22 protein-coding genes are annotated in these 22008 nt (G+C 65.4%); 15 read left to right on the top strand and 7 right to left on the bottom strand.

The window, feature by feature from the left end:
- The first annotated feature begins 73 nt into the window (after window positions 1-73).
- Genes ftsZ through OO015_RS07285 form a run of 3 tightly spaced genes read left to right on the top strand, consistent with a single transcriptional unit; the run spans window position 74 to window position 2985 of the window.
- Window positions 74-1192: a cell division protein FtsZ gene (gene ftsZ / locus OO015_RS07275; RefSeq protein ID WP_265940572.1), complete on the top strand. Its 1119-nt coding sequence runs from the start codon at window positions 74-76 to the stop codon at window positions 1190-1192.
- 18 nt (window positions 1193-1210) lie between these two features.
- On the top strand, window positions 1211-1696 hold the full coding sequence (gene nrdR / locus OO015_RS07280) for a transcriptional regulator NrdR (protein ID WP_265940573.1): 486 nt from the start codon (window positions 1211-1213) through the stop codon (window positions 1694-1696).
- The gene (locus OO015_RS07285) at window positions 1654-2985 is read left to right on the top strand and encodes a hypothetical protein (RefSeq protein ID WP_265940574.1); all 1332 of its coding nucleotides are present in this window, start codon (window positions 1654-1656) and stop codon (window positions 2983-2985) included. Before nrdR ends, OO015_RS07285 begins: the two co-directional genes overlap by 43 nt.
- Here the strand turns inward: OO015_RS07285 and trxA are convergent.
- Window positions 2876-3199 (bottom strand): thioredoxin, encoded by a 324-nt coding sequence (trxA, locus tag OO015_RS07290; protein WP_265940575.1) that lies wholly within the window; start codon window positions 3197-3199, stop codon window positions 2876-2878. The two genes, OO015_RS07285 and trxA, sit on opposite strands and share 110 nt — an antisense overlap.
- Window positions 3200-3391: 192 nt before the next feature.
- Between trxA and OO015_RS07295 the strand changes: the two genes are divergently transcribed.
- The 3 genes from OO015_RS07295 to OO015_RS07305 are packed head-to-tail and all read left to right on the top strand — an operon-like array spanning window position 3392 to window position 6317.
- Window positions 3392-4564 carry a glycosyltransferase family 4 protein gene (locus tag OO015_RS07295; protein WP_265940576.1) on the top strand — a complete coding sequence of 391 codons (1173 nt, stop codon included), beginning with the start codon at window positions 3392-3394 and terminating at the stop codon, window positions 4562-4564.
- A 6-nt stretch (window positions 4565-4570) separates the two neighbouring features.
- Complete coding sequence (locus OO015_RS07300; RefSeq protein WP_265941024.1) at window positions 4571-5707, top strand: glycosyltransferase family 4 protein; 1137 nt, start codon at window positions 4571-4573, stop codon at window positions 5705-5707.
- Between the two features lie 7 nt (window positions 5708-5714).
- A complete protein-coding gene (locus tag OO015_RS07305) occupies window positions 5715-6317 on the top strand; it encodes a flavin reductase family protein (protein WP_265940577.1) in 603 nt (200 codons plus the stop codon).
- Here OO015_RS07305 and OO015_RS07310 read toward each other — a convergent pair.
- On the bottom strand, window positions 6296-7084 hold the full coding sequence (locus tag OO015_RS07310) for an MqnA/MqnD/SBP family protein (RefSeq protein WP_265940578.1): 789 nt from the start codon (window positions 7082-7084) through the stop codon (window positions 6296-6298). The two genes, OO015_RS07305 and OO015_RS07310, sit on opposite strands and share 22 nt — an antisense overlap.
- Window positions 7085-7101: 17 nt before the next feature.
- Window positions 7102-9519, bottom strand: coding sequence for an ATP-dependent DNA helicase RecG (gene recG / locus OO015_RS07315; RefSeq protein ID WP_265940579.1), 2418 nt, complete (start codon window positions 9517-9519; stop codon window positions 7102-7104).
- A 229-nt stretch (window positions 9520-9748) separates the two neighbouring features.
- Here recG and rpmB point away from each other — a divergent pair, with 229 nt between their 5' ends.
- Window positions 9749-9940: a 50S ribosomal protein L28 gene (gene rpmB / locus OO015_RS07320; RefSeq protein ID WP_265940580.1), complete on the top strand. Its 192-nt coding sequence runs from the start codon at window positions 9749-9751 to the stop codon at window positions 9938-9940.
- A gap of 31 nt (window positions 9941-9971) precedes the next feature.
- On the opposite strand, the gene prmC is transcribed toward rpmB, so the two are convergent.
- Genes prmC through thpR form a run of 4 tightly spaced genes read right to left on the bottom strand, consistent with a single transcriptional unit; the run spans window position 9972 to window position 13019 of the window.
- Entirely contained in the window at window positions 9972-10832 is an 861-nt protein-coding gene (prmC, locus tag OO015_RS07325; RefSeq protein WP_265940581.1) for a peptide chain release factor N(5)-glutamine methyltransferase, read from the bottom strand.
- 11 nt (window positions 10833-10843) lie between these two features.
- Window positions 10844-11935 carry a peptide chain release factor 1 gene (prfA, locus tag OO015_RS07330; RefSeq protein ID WP_265940582.1) on the bottom strand — a complete coding sequence of 364 codons (1092 nt, stop codon included), beginning with the start codon at window positions 11933-11935 and terminating at the stop codon, window positions 10844-10846.
- A 13-nt stretch (window positions 11936-11948) separates the two neighbouring features.
- Entirely contained in the window at window positions 11949-12434 is a 486-nt protein-coding gene (locus tag OO015_RS07335) for a TIGR00725 family protein (RefSeq protein WP_265940583.1), read from the bottom strand.
- Between the two features lie 9 nt (window positions 12435-12443).
- Entirely contained in the window at window positions 12444-13019 is a 576-nt protein-coding gene (gene thpR / locus OO015_RS07340) for an RNA 2',3'-cyclic phosphodiesterase (protein WP_265940584.1), read from the bottom strand.
- 192 nt (window positions 13020-13211) lie between these two features.
- Between thpR and OO015_RS07345 the strand changes: the two genes are divergently transcribed.
- The 8 genes from OO015_RS07345 to carB all read left to right on the top strand — a co-directional run bounded on the left by OO015_RS07345 (window position 13212) and on the right by carB (window position 22008).
- On the top strand, window positions 13212-13466 hold the full coding sequence (locus OO015_RS07345; RefSeq protein ID WP_265940585.1) for a hypothetical protein: 255 nt from the start codon (window positions 13212-13214) through the stop codon (window positions 13464-13466).
- Window positions 13467-13514: 48 nt separating this feature from the next.
- The gene (gene pheA / locus OO015_RS07350) at window positions 13515-14378 is read left to right on the top strand and encodes a prephenate dehydratase (RefSeq protein ID WP_265940586.1); all 864 of its coding nucleotides are present in this window, start codon (window positions 13515-13517) and stop codon (window positions 14376-14378) included.
- A gap of 12 nt (window positions 14379-14390) precedes the next feature.
- Complete coding sequence (rsmD, locus tag OO015_RS07355; protein ID WP_265940587.1) at window positions 14391-14975, top strand: 16S rRNA (guanine(966)-N(2))-methyltransferase RsmD; 585 nt, start codon at window positions 14391-14393, stop codon at window positions 14973-14975.
- Window positions 14972-15475, top strand: coding sequence for a pantetheine-phosphate adenylyltransferase (gene coaD, locus OO015_RS07360; RefSeq protein WP_265940588.1), 504 nt, complete (start codon window positions 14972-14974; stop codon window positions 15473-15475). Before rsmD ends, coaD begins: the two co-directional genes overlap by 4 nt.
- 5 nt (window positions 15476-15480) lie before the next feature.
- Window positions 15481-15969, top strand: a complete 489-nt coding sequence (locus OO015_RS07365; protein WP_265940589.1) for a hypothetical protein — start codon at window positions 15481-15483, stop codon at window positions 15967-15969.
- A 333-nt stretch (window positions 15970-16302) separates the two neighbouring features.
- A complete protein-coding gene (locus OO015_RS07370; protein ID WP_265940590.1) occupies window positions 16303-17697 on the top strand; it encodes a dihydroorotase in 1395 nt (464 codons plus the stop codon).
- A complete protein-coding gene (gene carA / locus OO015_RS07375) occupies window positions 17606-18763 on the top strand; it encodes a glutamine-hydrolyzing carbamoyl-phosphate synthase small subunit (RefSeq protein WP_416236570.1) in 1158 nt (385 codons plus the stop codon). The genes OO015_RS07370 and carA overlap by 92 nt, the downstream gene beginning before the upstream one ends.
- 2 nt (window positions 18764-18765) lie before the next feature.
- Window positions 18766-22008 carry a carbamoyl-phosphate synthase large subunit gene (gene carB, locus OO015_RS07380; RefSeq protein WP_265940592.1) on the top strand — a complete coding sequence of 1081 codons (3243 nt, stop codon included), beginning with the start codon at window positions 18766-18768 and terminating at the stop codon, window positions 22006-22008.

The raw sequence follows: 22008 nt of genomic DNA on the forward strand, positions 1-22008 counted from the left end.
ATTGCGGTAGCGGTCACCTATCGATCGGAGACCGGACGGAGGGGCAGGGCGAGAGCGCAGGAGGATGAGCGCGATGTCCAGCATGTTCGAAAACCATCACGAGGACGAACTCATTCACTCCTTCGCCCGTATCAAGGTGATCGGTGTCGGGGGTGGTGGCGGGAACGCGGTCAACCGGATGATCGAGGCGGGCGTACAGGGTGTCGAGTTCATCGCCGTCAATACCGATGCCCAGGCTCTCCTCAAGTCGCTGGCCCCTATCACGGTACGGATCGGCGACAAGTTGACCAAGGGGCTGGGTGCCGGAGGGCGACCCGACATCGGTGAACGCGCCGCTGAGGAGAGCGTCGACGTCCTGGCCGAGATCGTCCGCGGTGCCGACATGGTCTTCATCGCTGCCGGGATGGGTGGCGGGACCGGTACGGGCGCATCACCAGTCATCGCCCGTCTGGCACGCGAGGCGGGAGCGCTCACCGTCGGCGTGGTGACGCGCCCGTTCGACTTCGAGGGGGCGAAGCGGCGCCGGATCGCCGATGAGGGAATCGCTGTCCTCAAGGAGCACGTCGATGCCCTGATCACGATCCCGAACCAGCGGTTGGTCTCGATGGTCGACCCCAAGACGCCGTTTTCCGAGGCATTCCGGATCGCTGACGACGTGCTTCGGCAAGGCATCCAGGGGATCTCCGATCTGATCACGAGGCCTGGACTCATCAATCTCGATTTCGCCGACGTGAAGACGATTCTCCGCGATGCCGGTACGGCTCTGATGGCGATCGGTCGTGGGACGGGCGAAAACCGTTGCGTCGATGCAGCGCGGGCAGCTGTGGAGAGCCCGCTGCTCGAGATGAGCATCGAGGGTGCGACGCGCGTGCTCTACAACATCGCTGGTGGGCCTGACCTTTCGATGGCGGAGGTGAACGAAGCGGCAGAACTCATCCGCTCGATGGTCGACGAGGAGGCCGAGATCATCTTCGGCACGACCGAGCCGGACGAGGCGATGGGCCGCGACGTCACGATCACCCTCATCGCTGCCGGCTTCACTGGCGCCGGTGCCCAGCGCCGCCCGCGCACGGCCGAGCGCCGCTTCCGGCCGGAACCGACGATACGGCCGAGTGCACCGCCGCGGACGCCGATCTTGGACGACGACGAGTGGGCGGAGCCGTCGATCCTGCGTTTCCTGCGCGAGCGCTGAATCAGCGAGGCGTGTGCGGTGAAGTGCCCGTATTGCGGTGCCCGTGACGCACGGGTGATCGATTCGCGCGAATTGAACGGTGGCGAAAGCATCCGGCGACGCCGGGAATGCAGTGCCTGTGGCCGTCGGTTCACGACCTATGAACGGGTCGAACCGGTCTGGCTGATGGTGGTCAAGCGGGACGGTCGTCGCGAGCCATTCGACGTCGGCAAGTTGCGTGAGGGGCTGCGACTGGCGCTGAAGAAGCGCCCGGTTTCGCCGGATGCGATCGATCGGATCGTCGCGACGGTCGAGCGCGAGTTGCAGAGTCTCGGAACCACCGAGGTGACCAGCACGCAGATCGGTGAGATCGTGCTTCGCGAGCTGAAGCAGCTCGACGAGGTGGCGTACATTCGTTTCGCGTCGGTCTATCGGCGCTTCGCGGATCTCGAGGATCTGCGACGGGAAATGGAAGCGCTCGGATGGCGGCCTCAGCCGGTGCCCGTGACGGACGAAGCCCACTGAGCATCGAGCTCTCGACCGTCGACGGCGCACCGCTCGACGAACTGCGCTTCACGAATGCCGGATCGGACACGTTCCGCTGGACCCCTGATCGCTTCCGCGTGACGGTTCGCGGAGGCGATCCGGACGATATGGCCGGTTCGCGCCTCCACCTCGTTCCACCGGCGAACTGGCGCGTGCTGCCGGGTGGCTCACGAGAATGGCTGGTGTTTCCGGCCGGGATACCGTCGTTTCCGGTCGTGCTCCGCGTGGTTCGCCCGGAAGCTGGCCAGCAGACTGTCGTGGCCGAGTCACCCGTACCGGTCGTTTTCTGTGGGCGCAATCGCTTCGACCCCGGGCGTGATCGCCTACCCTGGGCCAACCGGTTGGACGACCTCGGTACCGTCGATCCGGACAGCCGGCACTTCCGCGCGACCTTTCGCTTCGCTCTCGCTCCGCGCCTGTTCTTCCGTGGCCTGTACAGCGAGGTAGTCGGTTTGCGGCGGCTGCCGGACGGCCGTGTCAGTGGCGGCTTGTGCACGGGACTCTCACGCGTCGCCCTGGCACGAGCGCTCGGCCAGCTCGAGGAACCGGAAGGGCTGCGTGACCTCGTGCTGGTCTTGCACGGGCGTCAGTTGAGCGACCGCGCCTTGCTCGCTGGCTTGCCTTGGTTTCTGTTCCCGAGTCCACGGCGGGCGTACCGGGCGTTCGTGAACGACCTCCTGGAGCGCGGCTGGAGCGAGCGGTGCTTCGACATCAACGTCCCACGGCCCTGGCGCCGCGACGTCATTCGCGCATTGCTCGGGCAGGGGCACACGGTCGTCCCGTACGCGTTCTGTCAGCGCGATGCCGACCAGGCCCAGGTCTGGGTCTATGATCCCAACATTCCTGACCAGGCCGATGCGAGTATCGTCACGTTCGACCTTCGGCGGGACCGGTACCGCTATCCTCCGCTCGCGGTCGACGAACGGAGGACGACGGTCGTAGCGGTGCCGCTCGAGGCGTACCTCCGTGGTCGGACAGCGATCCTGGCGAGCCTCGGCAACCTCTTCCTGCTCGCCTACGAGCACGCGCGAAAATCGCGACGGGCGCGGCGGGTGGCGGCGATGGTTTTCCTCGCGAGCTGCGGTGCGATGCTCTGGAAATACATCGGCGGCCGACAGCGTGCCGGCCGCCTCTCGGAAACGCAACGTGCGCGTCGACTTACAAGTGCTTCTCGATCTGCTGCAGCAAGCGCTGCTTCGGCATCGCGCCGATCATACGCTCCACCGGCTTGCCATTCTTGTAGAGGATCAAGGTCGGGATGCTGCTGATACCGTGCTGCATCGCCACCTGCATGTTCTCGTCGACGTTTACCTTCGCCACCTTGAGCTTGCCGGTCTTCTCCTCGGCGATCTCCTCGAGGATGGGAGCGATCATCCGGCATGGGCCGCACCAGGGGGCCCAGAAGTCGACGAGAACCGGAACCGGCGAGCGTACGACTTCCTGTTCGAACGTCTCGTCACTGACCGTTACCGTCCTGGCCATCCTCTCGCTCCCTCTCGCTCCGTTCCCCCACGACCCGTGGGTCCTCGGTACCCACTATACCGATGTCGTCGTCGCACCGGCAACCGAACTCGGTGACTCGACACCTCCACGGCCGGTGACAGGAAACCGTGCGCGCGCCCTGGTCGGGTACCGCACTATACTCAGCGCCGGATCTGGGAGGGTGTGGGGCAGTTGTCGACACCGACGGTCGTTCTAGACGGTAGCTTCGTCAGCCAGCCGCGAACCGGGAGCGGACAGTACACGCTCGCGCTCTGGAACGAGTTCGCGACCTCGGACGACTGCGCGGTGACGCTCGCGCTTCCTCATCCGATTCCAGCGACCCTGTCGCGCGGCGAGCGCGTCGTCGTCCAGGAACCACCGTTTCCCGCTCGCAGCAAGCTCGCCAAGGTCTGGTGGGAGCAACAGGGCTTGCCGGCGCTGGCTGCGCGGATGCGACCACACCTCGTGCATGTCCCGTATTTCGCTGCTCCCGTACGGATCGCGGCGCCCCTGGTGGTGACTGTCCACGACGTGATCCCGCTCGTCCTCCCGGAGTACCGTGCCTCGCTCGCTATGCGCCTCTATACAGCGCTCGTGCGGAGGACGGTCCGTCGGGCGATACTGGTGCTCACCGACTCGGAGTGGTCACGGCGCGATATCGTCGACGTGTTGGGCTATCCGGCAGACCGGATCAGGGTGATACCGCTCGGTGTCGACGAGCGTTTCCGTCCTGCTACCGAGTCCGATCGCGTGTGGCAACTCGCTGCACGCTGGGGTATCCGAGGGCCAGTAGTTCTCAACCTCGGTGGGTTCGACGTACGGAAGAACCTGCCGCTCCTGGTGCGCGCATTCGCCCGTGCGCTACCCGATCTCCCGGAAGGGGCGGTTCTGGTCATTCCGGGACAGCCGCACAGCGACAATCCCACCCTCTATCCACCACTCGAGCCGCTCATTCGTGCGCTCGGCTTGGAGCAACGTGTGCTGCTGCCCGGCCCGGTCGATGAGGACGAGAAGGTCCTGTGGTATCAGCTGGCGACCGTGTACGCATATCCTTCTTTGTACGAGGGTTTCGGCCTCTCGCCGCTCGAGGCGATGGCCTGCGGGACACCAGTCATCGCGGTACGGTGTACGAGCTTGCCGGAAGTCGTCGGCGATGCCGGACTCCTCGTCGAGCCCGACGAGCATGCCTTCGCGCGTGCACTGGTTCGAGTGCTCAACGACCCGGTGCTGCAACGGACGCTCCGCACCCGCGGCCTGGAGCGAGCTCACACCTTCACCTGGCGCCGCACAGCCGAGCGGACGCTGGCAGCGTATCGAGAGGCGATCGCCCTGGCACGGCAAGGAGCCGGTCGAGCGATGGGCTGAGTGACCATGCGGATCCTGATCCTCTCCAAAGCACTGGTCAACGGCGTGTACCAGCGGAAGCTCGAGGAGCTGGCTCGTCTTCCGGAGGTCGAGCTCCTGGCGGTCGTGCCGCCAGCGTGGATCGAGAGTCGGGTCGGTGTCCTGCAATTGGAACGGCGGTTCGTCAATGGATACCAGCTCGTCGTCGAACCGATGTGGTTCAACGGGCACCATCATCTTCACTTCTATCCCGGACTCGGGAAGCACATCGCGCGTTTTCGCCCGGACATCCTGCACATCGACGAGGAGCCCTACAATCTGGTCACGGCGCACGCGGCGCTCGTCGGGAAGCGGTACGGTGCGCAGATCCTCTTCTTCACCTGGCAGAACCTGTACCGGCGGTATCCGCCACCGTTCTCTTGGTTCGAGCGGCTCAACTACCGTTTGGCGAGCGCAGCGGTGGCTGGGAATCACGAGGCAGCCGAGGTCTTGCGGCGCAAGGGATACCGCGGGCCGCTGGCGGTCATCCCGCAGTTTGGGGTCGATCCAGAGATCTTTCGCCCGCTGCCGGTGCCTCGCTCCGATACTCCGACCATCGGCTTCGTCGGGCGGCTGGTACCGGAAAAGGGGGCCGATCTGGTGATCCGGGCTCTGGCCCGGTTGCCTGGCCGTGTCCAACTCGAGATCGTCGGTGAGGGGGTGGAACGGACGCGCCTCGAGATGCTGGCAACCGAACTCGGTGTCCGCGATCGGGTCGTCTTTCGCGGTGGCGTGCCGCCGGCGCTCATGCCCGAAGTCTTGAACCGGTTCCATCTCCTCGTCGTCCCGTCGCGGACGCGACGCAATTGGAAAGAACAGTTCGGGCGCGTGATCATCGAAGCGCTGAGCTGCGGGGTGCCAGTCATCGGCTCGTCCTCAGGGGAGATCCCGCAGGTGATCGGCGATCCGGCACTGGTTTTTCCGGAAGACGATGTCGATGCGCTCGTCCGGCTGCTGAGGGATCTTTTGGCTGATCTGGAGCGGCTTCGCCGCCTCGGTGAGGCAGGGCGACGGCGCGTTTTGGCCCACTACACGCAGCGGCGGATCGCCGAGCAGTACTATGCTGTCTACCAGTCGATGCTCGCTGCCCGCCGTTTCGGATCCACCGCGACGGAGAGGAGTTGAGGCAGGCGTGGGGCGCAAAGAGGCGCGTGAACCGCGAATGGCTGCACGCTTGCTCGAACCTGGCCCCGTGGTCCTGGTCACCACGCAACACCGTTCCCAGCCGAACGTAATGACGGCAGCCTGGGTCATGCCGCTCAGTCTGGATCCGCCGCGGATCGGTCTCGCGATCCATCCCAGTCGCTTCACGCACGAGCTGCTCGGGAAAGGTGAGTTCTTCGCCCTCAATATCCTGACGATCGAGTACCTACCAGCGATTCATCTCTGCGGGACACTCTCCGGCCGAGACCTGGACAAGTTCGCGCGTGCCGAGCTGCATGCGGTCGATGCCCTCGAAATCGACGTCCCCGTGATCGAGGAAGCTGTGGCGCAGATCGAATGTGGGCTCGTTGGGCGCCTCAGCCTCGGCGATCACGATCTCTTCATCGGCGATGTCCTCGCTGTCGCCGCGGACGCGGAACTCTTCGGCGAGCGCTGGCTGCAGCTCGAGGACGCACCGCTCGCGCACCATGTCGGTGCGGAGTGGTACGCTGCGCTCGCGCGAGTCTATCGTGCCCGTCTGCCTGGCACCGAAGAAGAGGAAGCGGAGCTTCAGGAGGAGAGCGAGCGATAGTGCTCTGCCTTCGGCGGCCGGAGAGCGCTCCGGCTGCGGCGCAGCAGCTCCTCGATCGCGCGACGAGCCGGTGGCGTCAGCACGTTCAGCGCTTCAGTGATGTAGGACAGCACGCGTCCAGCGTCGAGCGATCGTTCAGCAGCGAGGTCGCTCGCGATCTCGGCTGCCCGGTCACGCAGCTCGTCCGGAAGTCGCTGCGCCCAGCGCGCGAAGGTCTGCCGGGTTTCCGCTGCCACGTCAGCCGGGCAGACGAGCACGTGACTGACGAACGGAAGGCCAGTGAGGATGAACCAGGCTCGGCCGAGGTCGTGGTGGTGCTCGTCGAGCCGGACGAGGGCCGCTTCGTCCTCGACGACACGCAGCGCGGCACTGGTCTCGCTACCCGGTTCCTGCTGCCACTCGACGACGCGCAGTCCGAAGAACGGTTCGATCGTCGCACGCGCCAGCGCTGTACTCGCGGGACGGCACCCGGCGACGCTCACGGCAGCCCGGTCGATGCGGTCCGGCCGCTCGGGAGTCGAGAGCGCCACGGCACTGGTGTGCTGGGAGAAGACGGCGAGATCAGTGGCGATGAAGGCAGCTGGCAGGAGCGCGAGCGCTTCGAGTGTGTCGAGCAGCGCGATCCCTGGCTCGGCTCGAATGGCGGCTGCGGTCAGGTCAGGGCGAGTCCGGATCTCCCAACCGGCGTCCGTAGCGACGGGCTCGAGGAACGGTGCGAGCAGGCGTGCGATCAGGCTCCGATCGAGCCAGACGATCGGTCGGCTCATCGGTATCGTTTCCTTTCTCAGCTCACGTCAGCAACGCTCCGTGACCAGAGGTTCCGGACGAGTTCGGCCAGTGCGGCATGCTCGGGAGCTGACAGCGACGGGTCCCGTTGGAGGAGCTCTTCGGCAGCGCGCCGGGCAGCGTGCAGTGTCGGCATATCGGCGAGCGTCGCGAAGCGGAGATTGGGGAGGCCGCTTTGGCGCGTCCCGAGGAATTCTCCTGGCCCGCGCAATTGCAGGTCGATCTCGGCGAGGCGGAAACCGTCGGTCGTCGTGGCGACCGCCTCCAATCGTTGTCGCGCGCTTTCCGAGTCGGCATCGGAGACGAGCAAGCAGTACGACGGTGCCGTACCGCGTCCGACACGCCCGCGGAACTGGTGCAGCTGAGCCAGTCCGAACCGCTCGGCACCCTCGATCAGAATGACGGTCGCGTTGGGGACATCGATGCCGACTTCGACGACGGCGGTCGAGACGAGGATATCGATCTCACCGTCCCGGAAGCGGGTCATCACGTCGTCCTTTTCGCGGGCGCTCATCCGACCGTGCAGGAGACCGAGGCGCAGGTCGGGAAAGACCTCGCGGCTGAGGCGCTCGTACTCGGCAGTCGCCGCGCGTGCCTCGATCGCGTCCGACTCCTCGACGAGCGGGCAAATGACGAATGCCTGGTGTCCCTTCTCGATCTCGCGACGGACGAACTGGTAAGCCTGCCCGCGCTTGCGACCTGGCACCACGAACGTCTTCACCGGCTGGCGACCTGGTGGAAGCTCGTCGATGACCGAGAGATCGAGGTCGCCGTGCAGCACCAGCGCGAGACTCCTCGGGATCGGTGTCGCCGTCATGACGAGGACATGTGGGTTGTTCCCTTTGCTGCGCAAGCTGTGTCGCTGAAGGACGCCGAAGCGATGCTGCTCGTCGATGACCGCAAAAGCGAGGTTGTGGAACTGCACGCGTTCTTCGAGCAGTGCATGCGTACCGACGACGATCGGGATCGCACCAGTCGCCAACCCTGCCAGGATCGGCCCACGGTCGCGTTCCGGCGTGCTACCGGTGAGCAGAGCGACGAGCGGTCGCTCGCTACTCGCGAGCCCACTGTACAGTTTCGTCAGGGTACGGAAGTGCTGCTCTGCGAGAATCTCTGTCGGCGCCAGCAGTGCCGACTGGTAGCCTGCCCGATGGACGAGCAGCGCCGCAGCGGCCGCGACTACCGTCTTGCCTGACCCGACGTCCCCCTGGAGCAAGCGGCTCATCGGGTGCGGCTGAGCGAGGTCAGCCAGGATCTCTTCGAGGGCACGTTGTTGGGCTCCCGTCAACTGGAACGGCAGGGATGCTAAGAATCGGTCGAGGAGCGCACGGTCGATCGGGATCGCCGTACCGGCCTGGGCGTGCCAGACCAGCCGTCGCTGGACGAGCCCGAGCTGCAGGATGAGAAATTCGTCGAACGCGAGTCGCTGCCGTGCGCGCTCCGCAGCGGCGAGCGACTCGGGATAGTGCACCTGCTCGAGTGCCCAGGCGAGTGTCGGCAGTTCGTAGCGTTGGCGGAGACTCGCCGGCAGTGGGTCAGCGAGCCGGGGGAGCGCAGCGTCGAGGGCGAGACGGGTCAACTGACGCATCTGCCGCTGGTAAAGACCCTGGGTGAGCGGGTAGATCGGGACGATCCGGCCGGTGTGGAAGAGTTCCGCATCAGCCAGTTCCCATTCCGGATTGCGGAAGCTGACGTACGGCCCGCTGCTCTCGAGCTTTCCGCTGATGGCGATCCGCTGGCCGACTGCCAGTTGCCTGGCCACGTACGGATTGAACCACACGACCGGAATACTCCCGGTATCGTCGCGGAGCTCGGCAGCAACGTAGCGCCGGCCAGAGTGCGACTCGCGGAGTTCGAGCTGGGTGATCTCGCCGATGACCGTGCAGGTTACCTCCTCGCCCGGTCGGACGAGTCGGCTGAGCCTGCCGATCGGGACGACTTGGGTGTAATCTGCGTAACGACGAGGAACGAGATAGAGGAGGTCTCGTACCGTGCGGACGCCGAGTGCTTCCAGCTGACGCGCCCGCTGGCTGCCGACGCGGGGAAGCGCGGTGACCGGCTCGTCCGGATCGACCGACAACCTTGCGGCAGGCCACGCCGGTGCAGTGCGCGGTGCCCTTGCAGGGGGTGCTGGCTCTGGTTCGCTGGGCTCGCCATCGAGGATGAGGAGTGCCCGGCGGATGAGGGCGTCGCGTTCGTCCGGGGTGCGGTCGGCGTAGCCGCGCAAGAGCGAGGCGAGCCGCTCCAGCTGCGAACGCAGGGCTGGTTGTTGGGCGACCCACACTGGGAGGTTGCGCGCGAGAAACCGCTCCAGTCCGCCAACAGCGGCCGTGTCCTGTAGACCCTTGCGCCGTTCCAGCTCGAACACGCGATGGAGCACGTCCCGTGGATCGCGGTTGGATCCTGCCCCTGTCATCGCTCGAAACCGACCCCTGTCGCGTCCTCGCCAGCTCCAAGTCAACCTGTCGCCCGGAGAGCCGTCAAGCAACAGTGCTGACGGTGAGCGGTACGGAGCCGCATACCGCGAAGACGATCGTGTTCCGACGGTTTCGGTAGACGTTGCATAGGCGGCCGTGCTAGTCTTACCGTTCGGTGAACGGAGACGATCCGCCGGGCGGACGAACGACGAAAACGGAGCGTCGACCATGGCGATGTGCGAACTCTGTGGCAAGAAGCCGATGTTCGGTCATAACGTCAGCCACTCCAATCGCAAGACGAACCGGAAGTTCAAGCCCAATGTCCAGCGCGTGACGGTTATCCTGAATGGCGTCCCGAAGCGCATGCGCATTTGCACCCGCTGTCTCCGGACGCTCTACAAGGAGGCCCGCCAGGCTTGAGAAAGCCCCTCTCGGTGCTGGACATGCCGGGTCAGCTGGCCCGGCTTTTCGTTTTCCGCTCGACGGTCACATATCGTGGCAAGCCAGCGAGATCGGGAAGCACGGTCAGCGTCGCCTCCGGAAAGTGCTGGCGGGCTTCCGACATGGCCCGCTCGGCCTGTGCCGGATCGATCTCGAAGATGAACCCGCCATCGCTCGCCAGGCGATCGGCCACCTGGGGAAGCAACTCGGTGTAGAGACCGAACCCGCTGTCCGCCGCGAAGAGCGCCTCGGGTGGCTCGAAGGCGATACCAGGGTGCCACTGTTCCGGCCGCAAGTACGGAAGATTGGCGACGACCAGATGGAGCGGGCCGCGGCACCAGGTCAAGAGGTGCCCGCAGACGAGGTGCACGCGACCCGGTGCCAGGCGGTCGCGGTTGCGGCGTGCGACCCGGAGAGCCGGGAGCGAGCGATCGCAGCCGACGAGCACGGACGGATGCTCCGGACCGAGTGTGGCGGCGATCGCGATGACGATCGCACCGCAGCCGGTTCCGACATCCACGCAGCGTGCGCGGTCACGGCGATGGCGGAGGCGCTCGACTGCCCAGCTGACGAGGTATTCGGTCTCTGGCCGCGGTATCAAGGTGTCGGGCGTCACGATGAAGTCGAGGCCGTAGAACTCCCGGTGTCCGGTGAGGTACGCGACCGGTTCGCCGCGAGCGCGTCGCTCGACGAGCTGCCAGTACTCGTCCAGAGGAACGGCGAGGGACTCCGGGAGGCGGCGATAGAGTTCGGTGCGGTCGATCCCGAGCGTGTGACAGAGCAGCACTTCGGCATCGAGGCGTGCCGACTCGATCCCGCTCGCGCGGAGCCGTTCGGTAGCGGATTGCAACACTTCGCGGTACGTCGGCACGGCCGGGTGACTCAGCTGATGCCGGCGGCGCGCAACCGCTCGGCCGTTTCCAGCGCCTGCAGCTCCTGGACGAAGATGTCGATTTCGCCGTCCAGGATCGCTGCCAGGTTGTTCACGGTGAGCTTGAGCCGGTGGTCGGTGACGCGATCCTGCGGAAAGTTGTAGGTGCGGATCTTCTCGGCTCGCTCACCGGTACCCACCTGTTGCCGCCGGAGGCCGGTACGCTCCTCTTCCAGCTTCCGACGCTGTAGCTCGTAGAGCCGGGCGCGGAGGACTGCCATTGCCTTGATCCGGTTCTTGAGCTGCGAGCGCTCGTCCTGGCAACTCACGACGATGCCGGTCGGCAGATGCGTGATCCGGACTGCCGAGTCGGTCGTATTGACGCTCTGCCCACCGTGACCGCTCGAGCGGAAGACTTCGATCCGGAGGTCGTTTTCGTCGATGTGGACTTCGACCTCGTCAGCTTCGGGCAAGACAGCGACTGTCGCGGTCGACGTATGGATACGGCCGGACGATTCGGTGATCGGGACGCGCTGGACGCGATGGACACCGCTCTCATGCTTGAAATGACTGTAGGCGCCACGACCTCGGACTTCGAAGATGATCTCTTTGAACCCACCGAGTTCGGTTGGGCTGCTGGAGAGCACGTCGACTTTCCAGCCCTGCCGTTCAGCGTAACGGGTGTACATCCGGAAGAGGTCGGCCGCGAAGAGTGCCGCCTCCTCACCACCGGTACCAGCTCGGATCTCGACGATCACGTCCTTCTCGTCGTTCGGGTCGCGCGGGACCAGTCGACGGCGCAAATCTTGGTAGAGCGACTCACGGTACTCGCGCAACCGCTCCAGTTCGTCAGCTGCGAGCGCAGCCAGTTCTGGATCTTCCGCTTCGAGCAGCTCTTCCGCCTCGGCGATCTGCCGGTCGGTATCCTTGAGTTGCCGGTAGACGCTCACGATCTCCTCGAGTTCAGCTCGTTCGCGACCGAGCTGGGCCAACCGGTGCGGGTCCGTGGCGATAGCCGGATCGGCCAAGAGTCGCTCCAGCTCTTCGAAACGCTGCTCGAGTTCGGCGAGTTTGTCCAAAACGGAAATCGTCTGTGTCGTCATGTCGGTCCCTCCATCAGCCGGACTGCCCAGTCCGGCCGTGTTCGAGCGCTCGCTGGGCGGCTTCCTCAGCGCTCGTGACCGTGACGAGCCGAGCGCCGGTGCGCGCGAGCAACTCCGGATCGAGCGGCCAGGTACGGAGCGCGATGACCGGGCGCCCCAGCTTGAGCGCGAGCGCGATTTCGGACAGCGTGCCCAGCCCCCCGCCGACTGCGATCACGACCTGGCCCGAGGCGACGACGACGGCGTTGCGCGCTTCGCCGATACCGGTGCACAGCGGGTAGTCGACCCATCGGTTCGCCTCGCGCGGGTCGGTTCCAGGCAGAATGCCGATCGTTGTGCCTCCAGCCTGTTTCGCGCCACGGCAGACGGCGGCCATCACGCCGCCGCGACCCCCGCAGATGACTGTCGCGCCGGCACGGGCCAGCAACTCACCGAGTCGTTCCGCCAGGGCAACTTCCTCATCCGTCGCTTCGTTGGGCCCGCAGACTGCTACGAGCATCGGTGTCCCTCAGCCGAGCGGAAACTCTTCGATGACCGTATAGCGCGGTCCGGAGCGGAAGAGTTCGCTCCGATACAGCGTCAGTCGATCGACCGGGAGCGGCAGCGGTGGCATCCGACCGAGCCGCTCTAACTCCCGCGGCAGACCACGCAGCGTGCCGGTGTCCTCCGGCCGGACCCGTGCGAGCGTGATGTGCGGGTGGAAGCGGCGGGTCTCGCTCGCTTCGGCGAACGCTCCCGCGTGCTGCTCGACCCGCTCGGCCAGGTCGAGAAGAGCCGGCACGTGTCCATCGACCCCGAGCCACAGCACGCGTGGCCGTTCGGGATGCGGAAAGGCACCGGCACCCGTCACGCGCAGCAGAAACGGTTCCAGTCCGCGCACGCTCGCCCGAAGAGCGGCGACGAGATCCGGCACGGCATCGCGTGCGACCGAGCCGAAGAAGCGGACGGTGAGATGACTTGCGGCCGGGTCGACCCATTTGGCTCGGTATCCCCGTGCCTGCAAGTGTGCGATCACTGCAGCGACTCGCTCGCGAACGTGTTCCGGCAACGACAAGGCGGCAAAAAGCCGCCACTCCTCACGCATGGCGGCACAACCTCGTGACATCGCATTCTCTATCAGTATACCCGATGCTCCCGTTCCGGTCGGAACAAGCGCCGCCCATGCACGGCGATCTGCTGTGGCGCGGTTCGCGCGACCGTTTCACCATCGACGGAAGGATCTGTGGTCGGGAAACGCGAACCCGTCGTACGATGGAAAGCGGTGCGAGGAGGACGTGTGGAGGGGCGACACGCTGCGCCGGCGAGCGACGATCTCGATCTCCCGTTCCCGATCGAGCGGCTGCGTGGTCGGATCGTCTTCTGCACCGACTGCGGAAGCCCCTTGGCTGTCTTCCGACGGCGGCGGTTCTATGCGCTGCAGGCGGAAGTCCTCGAGACGACGCAGGGTGGTGTACTCGTCTGCCGCCAGTGTGGGAAGCAGTATGCAGTCCGGGAACTCCTCGCGACCGATCGTCGGGCACGGCACCGGTGAGTGACGATCCGCTCTCTGGTGCGAGCGCCGCATCGTGGAGGAAAGAACGTGTTACGACTTGCCTATCTCGGGCCACCAGGGACGTTCACGGAAGAGGCGGCACTGCGGTATGCCGAGCGCGAGCCGGCAGACCTGATCGCCTTCGGCTCGATGCCGGCACTCGTTTCGGCGGTGGAGACTGGCTTGGCTGATCGCGCGATTCTGCCTATCGAGAACTCGCTGGAGGGTACTGTCAGTACGACGGTCGATCTCTTGATCCATGAAACGGATCTCAAGATCTGTGCCGAGTTGATTCTCCCGGTGCGTCATTTTCTCCTCGCGCATCCCGGTACGCGGCTGGAAGACATTCGCGTCGTCCTTTCCCATCCGCAAGCGCTGGGGCAGTGCCGCCGTTTCCTGGAACGGTGCTTGCCGCACGCCGAGCAAGTGGCGGCGCTGAGCACGGCGGCTGCGGTCGCTGAAGTGATGCGGAGCGAGGATCGCTCGCGAGCGGCGATCGGGACGCTCCGGGCTGCCGAACTTTACGGTGCCGCGGTGCTGGCGCGCGATATCCAGGATCAGCGGAGCAATGCGACCCGTTTCGTCGTATTGGCCCTCGAGGATGCCGAACCGACCGGAGTGGATCGCACCTCGTTCTGCTTCACGGTCAAGCGGAACGTTCCGGGAGCACTGGTCGAGGTACTGAACGAGCTGGCGATCGCGCAGATCCAGATGACGAAGGTGGAAAGCCGGCCGATGAAATCGGTACTCGGGGAGTACGTCTTTCTGGTCGACATCGAGGGGCACCGGAAGGATCCGCACATCGCTGCGGCATTGCAGCGGATGGCGGAGAAGGCAGCCGAGCTGAAGATCTTCGGCTCGTATCCGCGTGACGAGGATGGCTTGAACGGGTCGCGAACGTTGCGCGACTGAGAGGCCGGTCGCATGCGGGTGATCGGTGGGACGGCACGAGGGCGACGCCTGAAAGCGCCGCGTGGCCTCCGGACTCGGCCGATGGCCGACAAGATCCGAGAGGCGCTCTTCGCGATGCTCGATTCGCTCGGCATCCGGCCACGACGGGTCCTCGACCTCTACGCCGGGAGCGGTGCGGTCGGGATCGAAGCGCTCTCGCGCGGTGCCGAGTGGGTGGACTTCGTCGAGCGGAGCGCAGCGGCGTGCGCCGTGATCCGTGACAACCTGGCGTCCACCGGATTCGCCGAGCGCGCAGCAGTCCATTGCACGACTGTCCAGGCATTCCTTCGCCGCCCGCCGCGTGGTGAGCCGTATGACTTCGTCATCATGGACCCACCCTACGCTGATCCGACGATTCACGAGACCATGGTGGCAGTAGCGCATTCCCCACACGTGGGGGATGGAACGATCCTCGTCATCGGCCACTCGCCACGCGTCCCGATGCCGGAACGACTGAACGGTCTCGAGCAGCTGCGCGACCGCTGTCACGGTGACAGTTGTGTCGCGATCTACGTGATCCGACGTCACGAGGCGAACGAAGGCGAGGCGGAAGCGTGAAGCACGTCGCGTTCTACCCCGGCACGTTCGACCCGATCACCAACGGTCATGTCGACGTGGCCCAGCGTGCCGCGCGACTGTTCGACTTCCTGATCGTCGGCATCTACGCAGGGCACGAGGGGCGATCCAAGCAGCCGCTCTTCACAGCCGAAGAACGGCGTGCGCTCGCCGAACAGGCGCTGCGCGGCTTGTCGAACGTGCGTGTTGACGTGTTCCGTGGGCTCGCGGTAGACTACGCGCGTGCCGTGGGGGCACAGGCGATCGTCCGGGGGCTGCGAGCAGTCTCTGACTTCGAGTACGAGTTCTCGCTGGCGCACATGAATCGGCATCTGGCGCCGGATGTCGATGTCGTGTGCCTGATGACCAGCGCGCAGTACTCCTTTATCAGCTCGAGCATGATCAAGGAGGTCGCGCAGCTGGGCGGGGACTTGACCGGCCTCGTGCCTGAGCACGTCGCGGAAGCCTTGGTCCGCAAATTCCGTGCGCTCGTGGGGGAGTGAGGGCGATGGCGACTGTAGACGAGGTGCGTGGTTATCCGATCGCTGAGCCGACTCCCGACCTCTATCAGCTTCTGGAACGTTTGGAGGCGCTCGTCGAGCGAGGGTCACGGGTGCCGTTCAGCAACAAGATCATGGTCGACGAGCAGGAACTCGCCGCGTTGGTCGAGGAGCTCCGGCATGCGTTTCCCCGGGAATTGCGGCAGGCGAAGCGCGTCTTGCAGGAGCGGCAGAAGATCATCACCGAGGCACAACTCGAGGCGCAGCGGATCCTCGCGACAGCGCAAGAGCGGGCGCAGTACCTCATGAGCGAGCAGGGCATTATGAACGAGACACGGGCTCGCTGTGAGGAGATGTTGCGACAGGCGAAAGAACAACGGCAGCGGGCGATCGACGAAGCGAACCGCTACGCACGTGAGGTGATCGAGAAGGCCGAAGCGGCTGTCCTCAATGCCGCGAACCACTTGCAGCGCGTGAAGATGGAGCTGATGCGCTGATCGCAACGCCCCGGGAGCGCAGGCAGCGTGCTCTTGGCCGGTGAGGTCCCTTCGCCGGCGCCATTTGGGATGACTCGTTCCTCCGTGCCATGGAGGGCTCCTCGAGACCGGAGCACCGACCGTGCTGAAGGGGCTCTCCGTCGACCGACAGTCCGGCTGTTGACGCGAGCGCCTCAGCGCGATATACTGGCCTTTCGAATGTCGGGGTCTGGTGTACGGACGCGACTGACTGGATGAGGCGTGCACGGCGGTAGTCCACAGCACTGGAGCGAGCGAACGAACGGGCCTCTGGATTCAGCCCGAATCCAGAGGCCTTTTTTATGGGATCGCACCGTGCTGCTGCGTGGCGGACGCCTCGTCGATCCGAGTTGTGGGCTCGATTTGGTTGGGGATCTCGTCCTGCACGACGGAACTGTGAGCGCTCTCGGTCAGTCCCTGCCCGTTCCGGACGGTGCACTCGTCATCGATGCGGCAGGGCTGGTCATCTCGCCGGCATTCGTGGATGTCCATGCGCATCTCCGCGATCCTGGCTTCCCGGAGAAGGAGACGCTGGAGACCGGTGCGGCGGCGGCTGCCGCAGGCGGCTTCGCGACGATCTGCTGTATGCCCAATACCGAGCCGCCGCTCGATACGCCGGAGCGTGTACGGGCACTCGTCGAGCGAGTGCGCGAGCTACCGGTGCGGATCTTCCCGATCGGTGCGATTTCGCGGGGCCGTCGCGGTGAGGAGCTCGCTGATCTGGCTGGTATGGCTGAGGCTGGCGCGATCGGGTTCTCGGACGACGGCGACAGCACACGCAGTGCAGCCGTCATGCGACGAGCGCTCGAGCTGAGTCGCGTGCTCGGGCGGCCGATCATGGTGCACTGTGAGGACTGGACGCTCGCCGCGGGCGGTGCGGTGCACGAAGGCCCCGTCGCTCAACGACTGGGCCTGTCGGGTATCCCGGCTGTGGCGGAAGAGATCATCCTGGCCCGCGATTTGGAACTGGCGCGTCTAACCGGGGGGTGGCTCCACGTGCTGCACCTGACGACCGCTCGCGGGCTCGCGATGGTCCGGCGAGCCAAGCGCGAAGGCGTGCATGTCACGGTCGAAGTGACCCCGCATCACCTGCTCCTGACCGACGAGTGGGTGGCAGGTATCCGGCGTTTCGCTGGTGAGGACGAGTTCCTGCCTCCCGGGCCCTGCCCGGATGCGAACGCGAAGGTCAATCCTCCCTTGCGCCCGGAGGCAGACGTGCTGGCCTTACGCACCGGCCTGCGCGACGGGACGATCGATGTCATCGCGACCGATCATGCGCCGCACCACGAGCGCGACAAATCGACGGATTTGCATCGGGCAGCATTCGGGATGATCGGACTGGAACTCGCGTTACCGCTCCTGTTGCGCCTCGTCCGCAGCGGCTGGTTAACCATGGGTGAACTCGTCGACTTCCTCTCCTGCCGGCCGGCCGGGCTCTTCGGCCTGCCAGGGGGAACCTTGAGGCCGGGTTCCCCGGCCGATGTCACAGTGTTCGATCCGGAGGCCCCCTGGCAGGTGACGCGCGCGACGTTGCGCTCGCGCAGTGCGAATACACCGCTTCTCGAACTGACGCTGCACGGGCGCGTCTGCCTCACGATCGTCGGAGGGAAGGTGGTCTATGTCGATGAAGCATTCGCGCATCGGAGCGCTCGTCTTGGAAGACGGTCGGATCTTCCCGGGTACGCCGTTCGGAGCGCGCCGGACGGTTGAGGGCGAGGCCGTTTTCACCACGGTCATGACGGGGTATCAAGAGGTGGTCACTGACCCCTCTTTTTATGGGCAGATCGTCTGCATGACGTACCCACTTATCGGCAACTACGGCGTGGCTGAAGAGGATGACCAGTCGCGTCGTCCGTGGGTTGCCGGGCTCGTCGTGCGGGAGTATTGCGATCAGCCCAGTCATTGGCGCTCGCGGGGGACGCTCGGCGACTATCTGGAGCGGTGGGGGATCCCTGGGTTGGCTCGTGTCGATACGCGTGCACTGACCCGCCACTTGCGCGTGCACGGGACGATGCGCGCTGTCCTGGTTTCTGACCGGCGCGGTCTGAGCGACGACGAGTTGATCGCGCTGGCGCGTCGCGCCTGGTCACCGGATCGCGAGGACGTCGTGCCAGCCGTTCGTGGTGAACCAGCAACGTTCGGTCCGGTCGGTGCGCCGCATATCGTCCTGATCGATTGCGGCGTCAAGCGGAATATCCTCGTGTCGCTCCTGCGCCGGAACGTGCGCCTGACAGTTCTCCCCTACGGTGTCGACGCAGCGACTGTCCTGGTCTACGATCCGGACGGTGTCGTCGTCTCACCCGGACCGGGTGACCCGACGCAAGCGCGGGAGGCGATCGAAACGGTGCGAACGCTCGCCGCGTCGGGCAACCCCTTCTTCGGGATCTGCCTCGGCCATCAGCTGCTCGCCCTCGCAGCCGGTGCCAAGACGACGAAGTTGACGTTCGGGCACCGCGGCGGCAATCACCCCGTGAAGGATCTCCTGACTGGTCAAGTTCGGATCACCTCGCAGAATCACGGCTACTGTGTCGAAGCTGCCAGCGTACCGGTGGAAGACGGCTGGCAGGTCTGGATGGTGAACGTCAACGACGGAACGGTCGAGGGGTTGCGGCATCGGTCGTTACCCGTACTCACCGTGCAGTTCCATCCGGAAGGCTCGCCAGGACCGCAGGACAGCCAGGACCTCTTCGATGCTTTCGTCGAACTCGTCCGGCAGCGCTGGCAAGCACGACGTCAGCCGACGCGCTCGGCAGTCCTGGCCGGCGAGGAGGTGTGACGATGGCACGGCAGCCACTCGTCTCCAGCGTGCTTGTGATCGGTTCGGGGCCGATCGTCATCGGTCAGGCAGCGGAGTTCGATTACTCCGGAAGCCAAGCGCTCCGAGCGCTCCGCGAAGAGGGGATCCGGACGATCATCGTCAACTCCAATCCGGCGACGATCATGACCGACGAGGACATGGCCGATGTGGTCTACATCGAGCCGCTGACGGTCGATGTTCTCGAGCGGATCATCGCGCGCGAACGGCCGGAGGGCCTCTTGGCGACGCTCGGTGGTCAGACCGGTCTCAATCTGGCAGTTCAGCTCGCTGAGGCTGATGTGCTCGACCGCTATGGCGTTCGCCTGCTGGGTACACCGCTTACGGCGATCCAGAAGGCGGAGGATCGGCAGCTCTTCAAAGAACTCCTGCTCGAGATCGGTGAGCCTGTGCTCGAGAGCAGCACGGCGTACAGTGTCGAGGAGGCGCTGCGCTTCGCCGACGAGGTGCCCCTGCCGCTCATCGTACGGCCAGCCTTCACGCTCGGTGGAACCGGTGGCGGTATCGCCTTCACGCGTGACGAGCTGGTAGCGCTCGTCCAGCGCGGCATCGCGGCGAGCCCGACCGGACAGGTCCTGGTCGAACGCTGCCTACTCGGCTGGAAGGAAATCGAGTACGAGGTGATGCGGGATGCCAACGATACCTGCATCACCGTCTGCAACATGGAAAATCTCGACCCGATGGGGGTGCACACTGGCGATAGTATCGTGGTTGCGCCCTCGCAGACGCTGAGCGACCGCGATTATCAGATGCTGCGGAGCGCTGCGCTCAAGATCATCCGCGCGCTCGGCATCGTCGGTGGATGCAACATCCAGTTCGCGCTCGACCCGCATTCCGACCAGTATTATGTGATCGAGGTCAACCCGCGTGTCAGCCGCAGTTCGGCACTCGCCTCCAAAGCGACCGGTTATCCGATCGCTCGGATCGCCGCGAAGCTGGCGATCGGTCGGACGCTCGACGAGCTGCCGAACCCGGTCACCGGCAAGACGATGGCCTCGTTCGAGCCGGCTCTCGACTACTGTGTCGTGAAGATCCCGCGCTGGCCGTTCGATAAATTCCGCCACGGCGACCGGACACTGGGCTCGCAGATGAAAGCGACTGGCGAGGTGATGGCGATCGACCGCTGTTTCGAAGCTGCCCTCCAGAAGGCGGTTCGCGGCCTCGATACTGACCAGGCGGATCTCCGCTGGGAGGATCCACGCTGGCAGGACCCGGCGCAACTCGAGCACGCGTTGCGCGTCCCGACCGATCTGCGGTTGTGGGCTGTCGCTGCGGCCGTTCGACGCGGCTGGGAACCCGAGCGGGTGAGCGCGCTGAGCCGCATCGATGTCTGGTTCGTCCGTGCGATTCAGCGCATCGTCGCGCTGGAGGAGCACCTGGCGCACAAGCCGCTCACGGACGAGGTGCTCTGGGAGGCCAAACGTCTCGGCTACAGCGATCGGACGATCGCTGCCTTGCAGGGAACGACCGAAGAAGCGATCCGGGCGCAGCGGTACGCGTGGGGCATCGTCCCGGTCCACAAGCTGGTCGATACGTGTGCCGCGGAGTTCGCTGCCGAGACCCCGTACTTCTACGCGACCTACGAGGACGAGGATGAAGCGCCTCCCCTGGCACCACCGAAGGTGGCCGTTATCGGTGCCGGACCGATCCGGATCGGGCAAGGAATCGAGTTCGACTACTGCAGCGTGAAGGCTGCACAGGCGCTGCATCGGTCGGGCGTGGCGGCGATCATGCTCAACAACAATCCGGAAACAGTATCGACGGACTTCGATGCGTCCGACCGGCTGTACGTCGTGCCACTCGATGCGGAATCGATCATCGACGTGCTGCGCCATGAAGCGGCTGGCCGGATCGATGCCCTGCCGCCGGTGGTCGTCCAGTTCGGCGGACAGACCGCCATCAATGTCGCTGCCGACCTGGCAGCCGCCGGTGTGCCGATCCTGGGGACTGATCAGGAAGCGATCGATATCGCGGAGGACCGCCGGCGCTTCGAGCGGTTTCTGCGGGAACTGGGCATTCCGCAGCCGCCGGGTGCCGGTGTGCTCAGCCTCGAGGAGGCTCTGGCGACCGCTGAGCGGATCGGCTATCCGGTTCTCGTCCGCCCGTCGTACGTCCTCGGTGGTCGTGCGATGGAGGTCGTCTACCGGCGCGAGCAGCTGGAGCGGTATCTGGCTACATCGGGTGCGTTCGCCTCGGGCCGCCCGGTCCTCATCGACAAGTATTTGGACGGCATCGAACTCGAAGTGGATGCGATCTGTGACGGTCGCGAGGTGCTCGTTCCGGGCATCATGCAGCACATCGAGCGGGCCGGTGTGCATTCGGGGGACAGCTTCGCCGTTTATCCAGCCGTCGAGTTGCCGCACGAGCATGTCGAAACGCTCGTCCGGTATACCACCGAGATCGCGTTGGCACTGGGTGCGCGAGGGCTCATCAATATCCAGTTCGTTCTGCATGAGGGGACGGTCTACGTGCTCGAGGTCAATCCCCGCGCCTCGCGGACAGTGCCGTTCTTGAGCAAAGTGACCGGTGTGCCCATGGTCGATGTCGCGACGCGCATCTTGCTCGGCCAGTCGCTCGCCGAGCAGGGTTACCGCGGCGGGCTCTGGCCGCGGCAGCCGCTGGTGGCGGTGAAGGCACCGGTCTTCTCGATGGCGAAGTTGCACGGTGTCGACGTCCAGCTCGGGCCGGAAATGAAATCGACCGGTGAAGCGATGGGGATCGATCGCACGTTCGAAGCGGCTCTGGCGAAGGCGTTCCTGGCAGCGGGGCTGGTGATCCCGTCCGGTGCGCCAGTGCTGCTCAGCTTAGCGAACGAGGACAAGCCGGCCGGTGTGGAGCTGGCGCGTGGGCTCGTCGCGCTCGGTCACCCGATCGTGGCGACAGAAGGGACGGCCAACTATCTCCGCGCGCACCGTGTGCCGGTCGAGTTGACCGTCGCGCATATCGGCCACGGCCACCCGGATGTGCTGGAAGTCATCCTCGACCGCACCGTGCGCGGCGTCATCAATACGCCAGGCCGTGACGAGGGAACGATCCAGGACGGCTTCCTGATCCGTCGCGCCGCAGTGGAGCGCGGCATCCCCTGTCTCACCTCATTAGATACCGCTCGCGCGCTGGTCCGTGCGTTGCTCGGCGGGGGTGCGAGTTACACGGTGCAGCCACTGCCGGCTTATCGGACACGTGAGACGGTGCCGGCTCTCGTTTGA

This window comes from Thermomicrobium sp. 4228-Ro (assembly GCF_026241205.1).
Classification (GTDB): Bacteria; Chloroflexota; Chloroflexia; order Thermomicrobiales; family Thermomicrobiaceae; genus Thermomicrobium.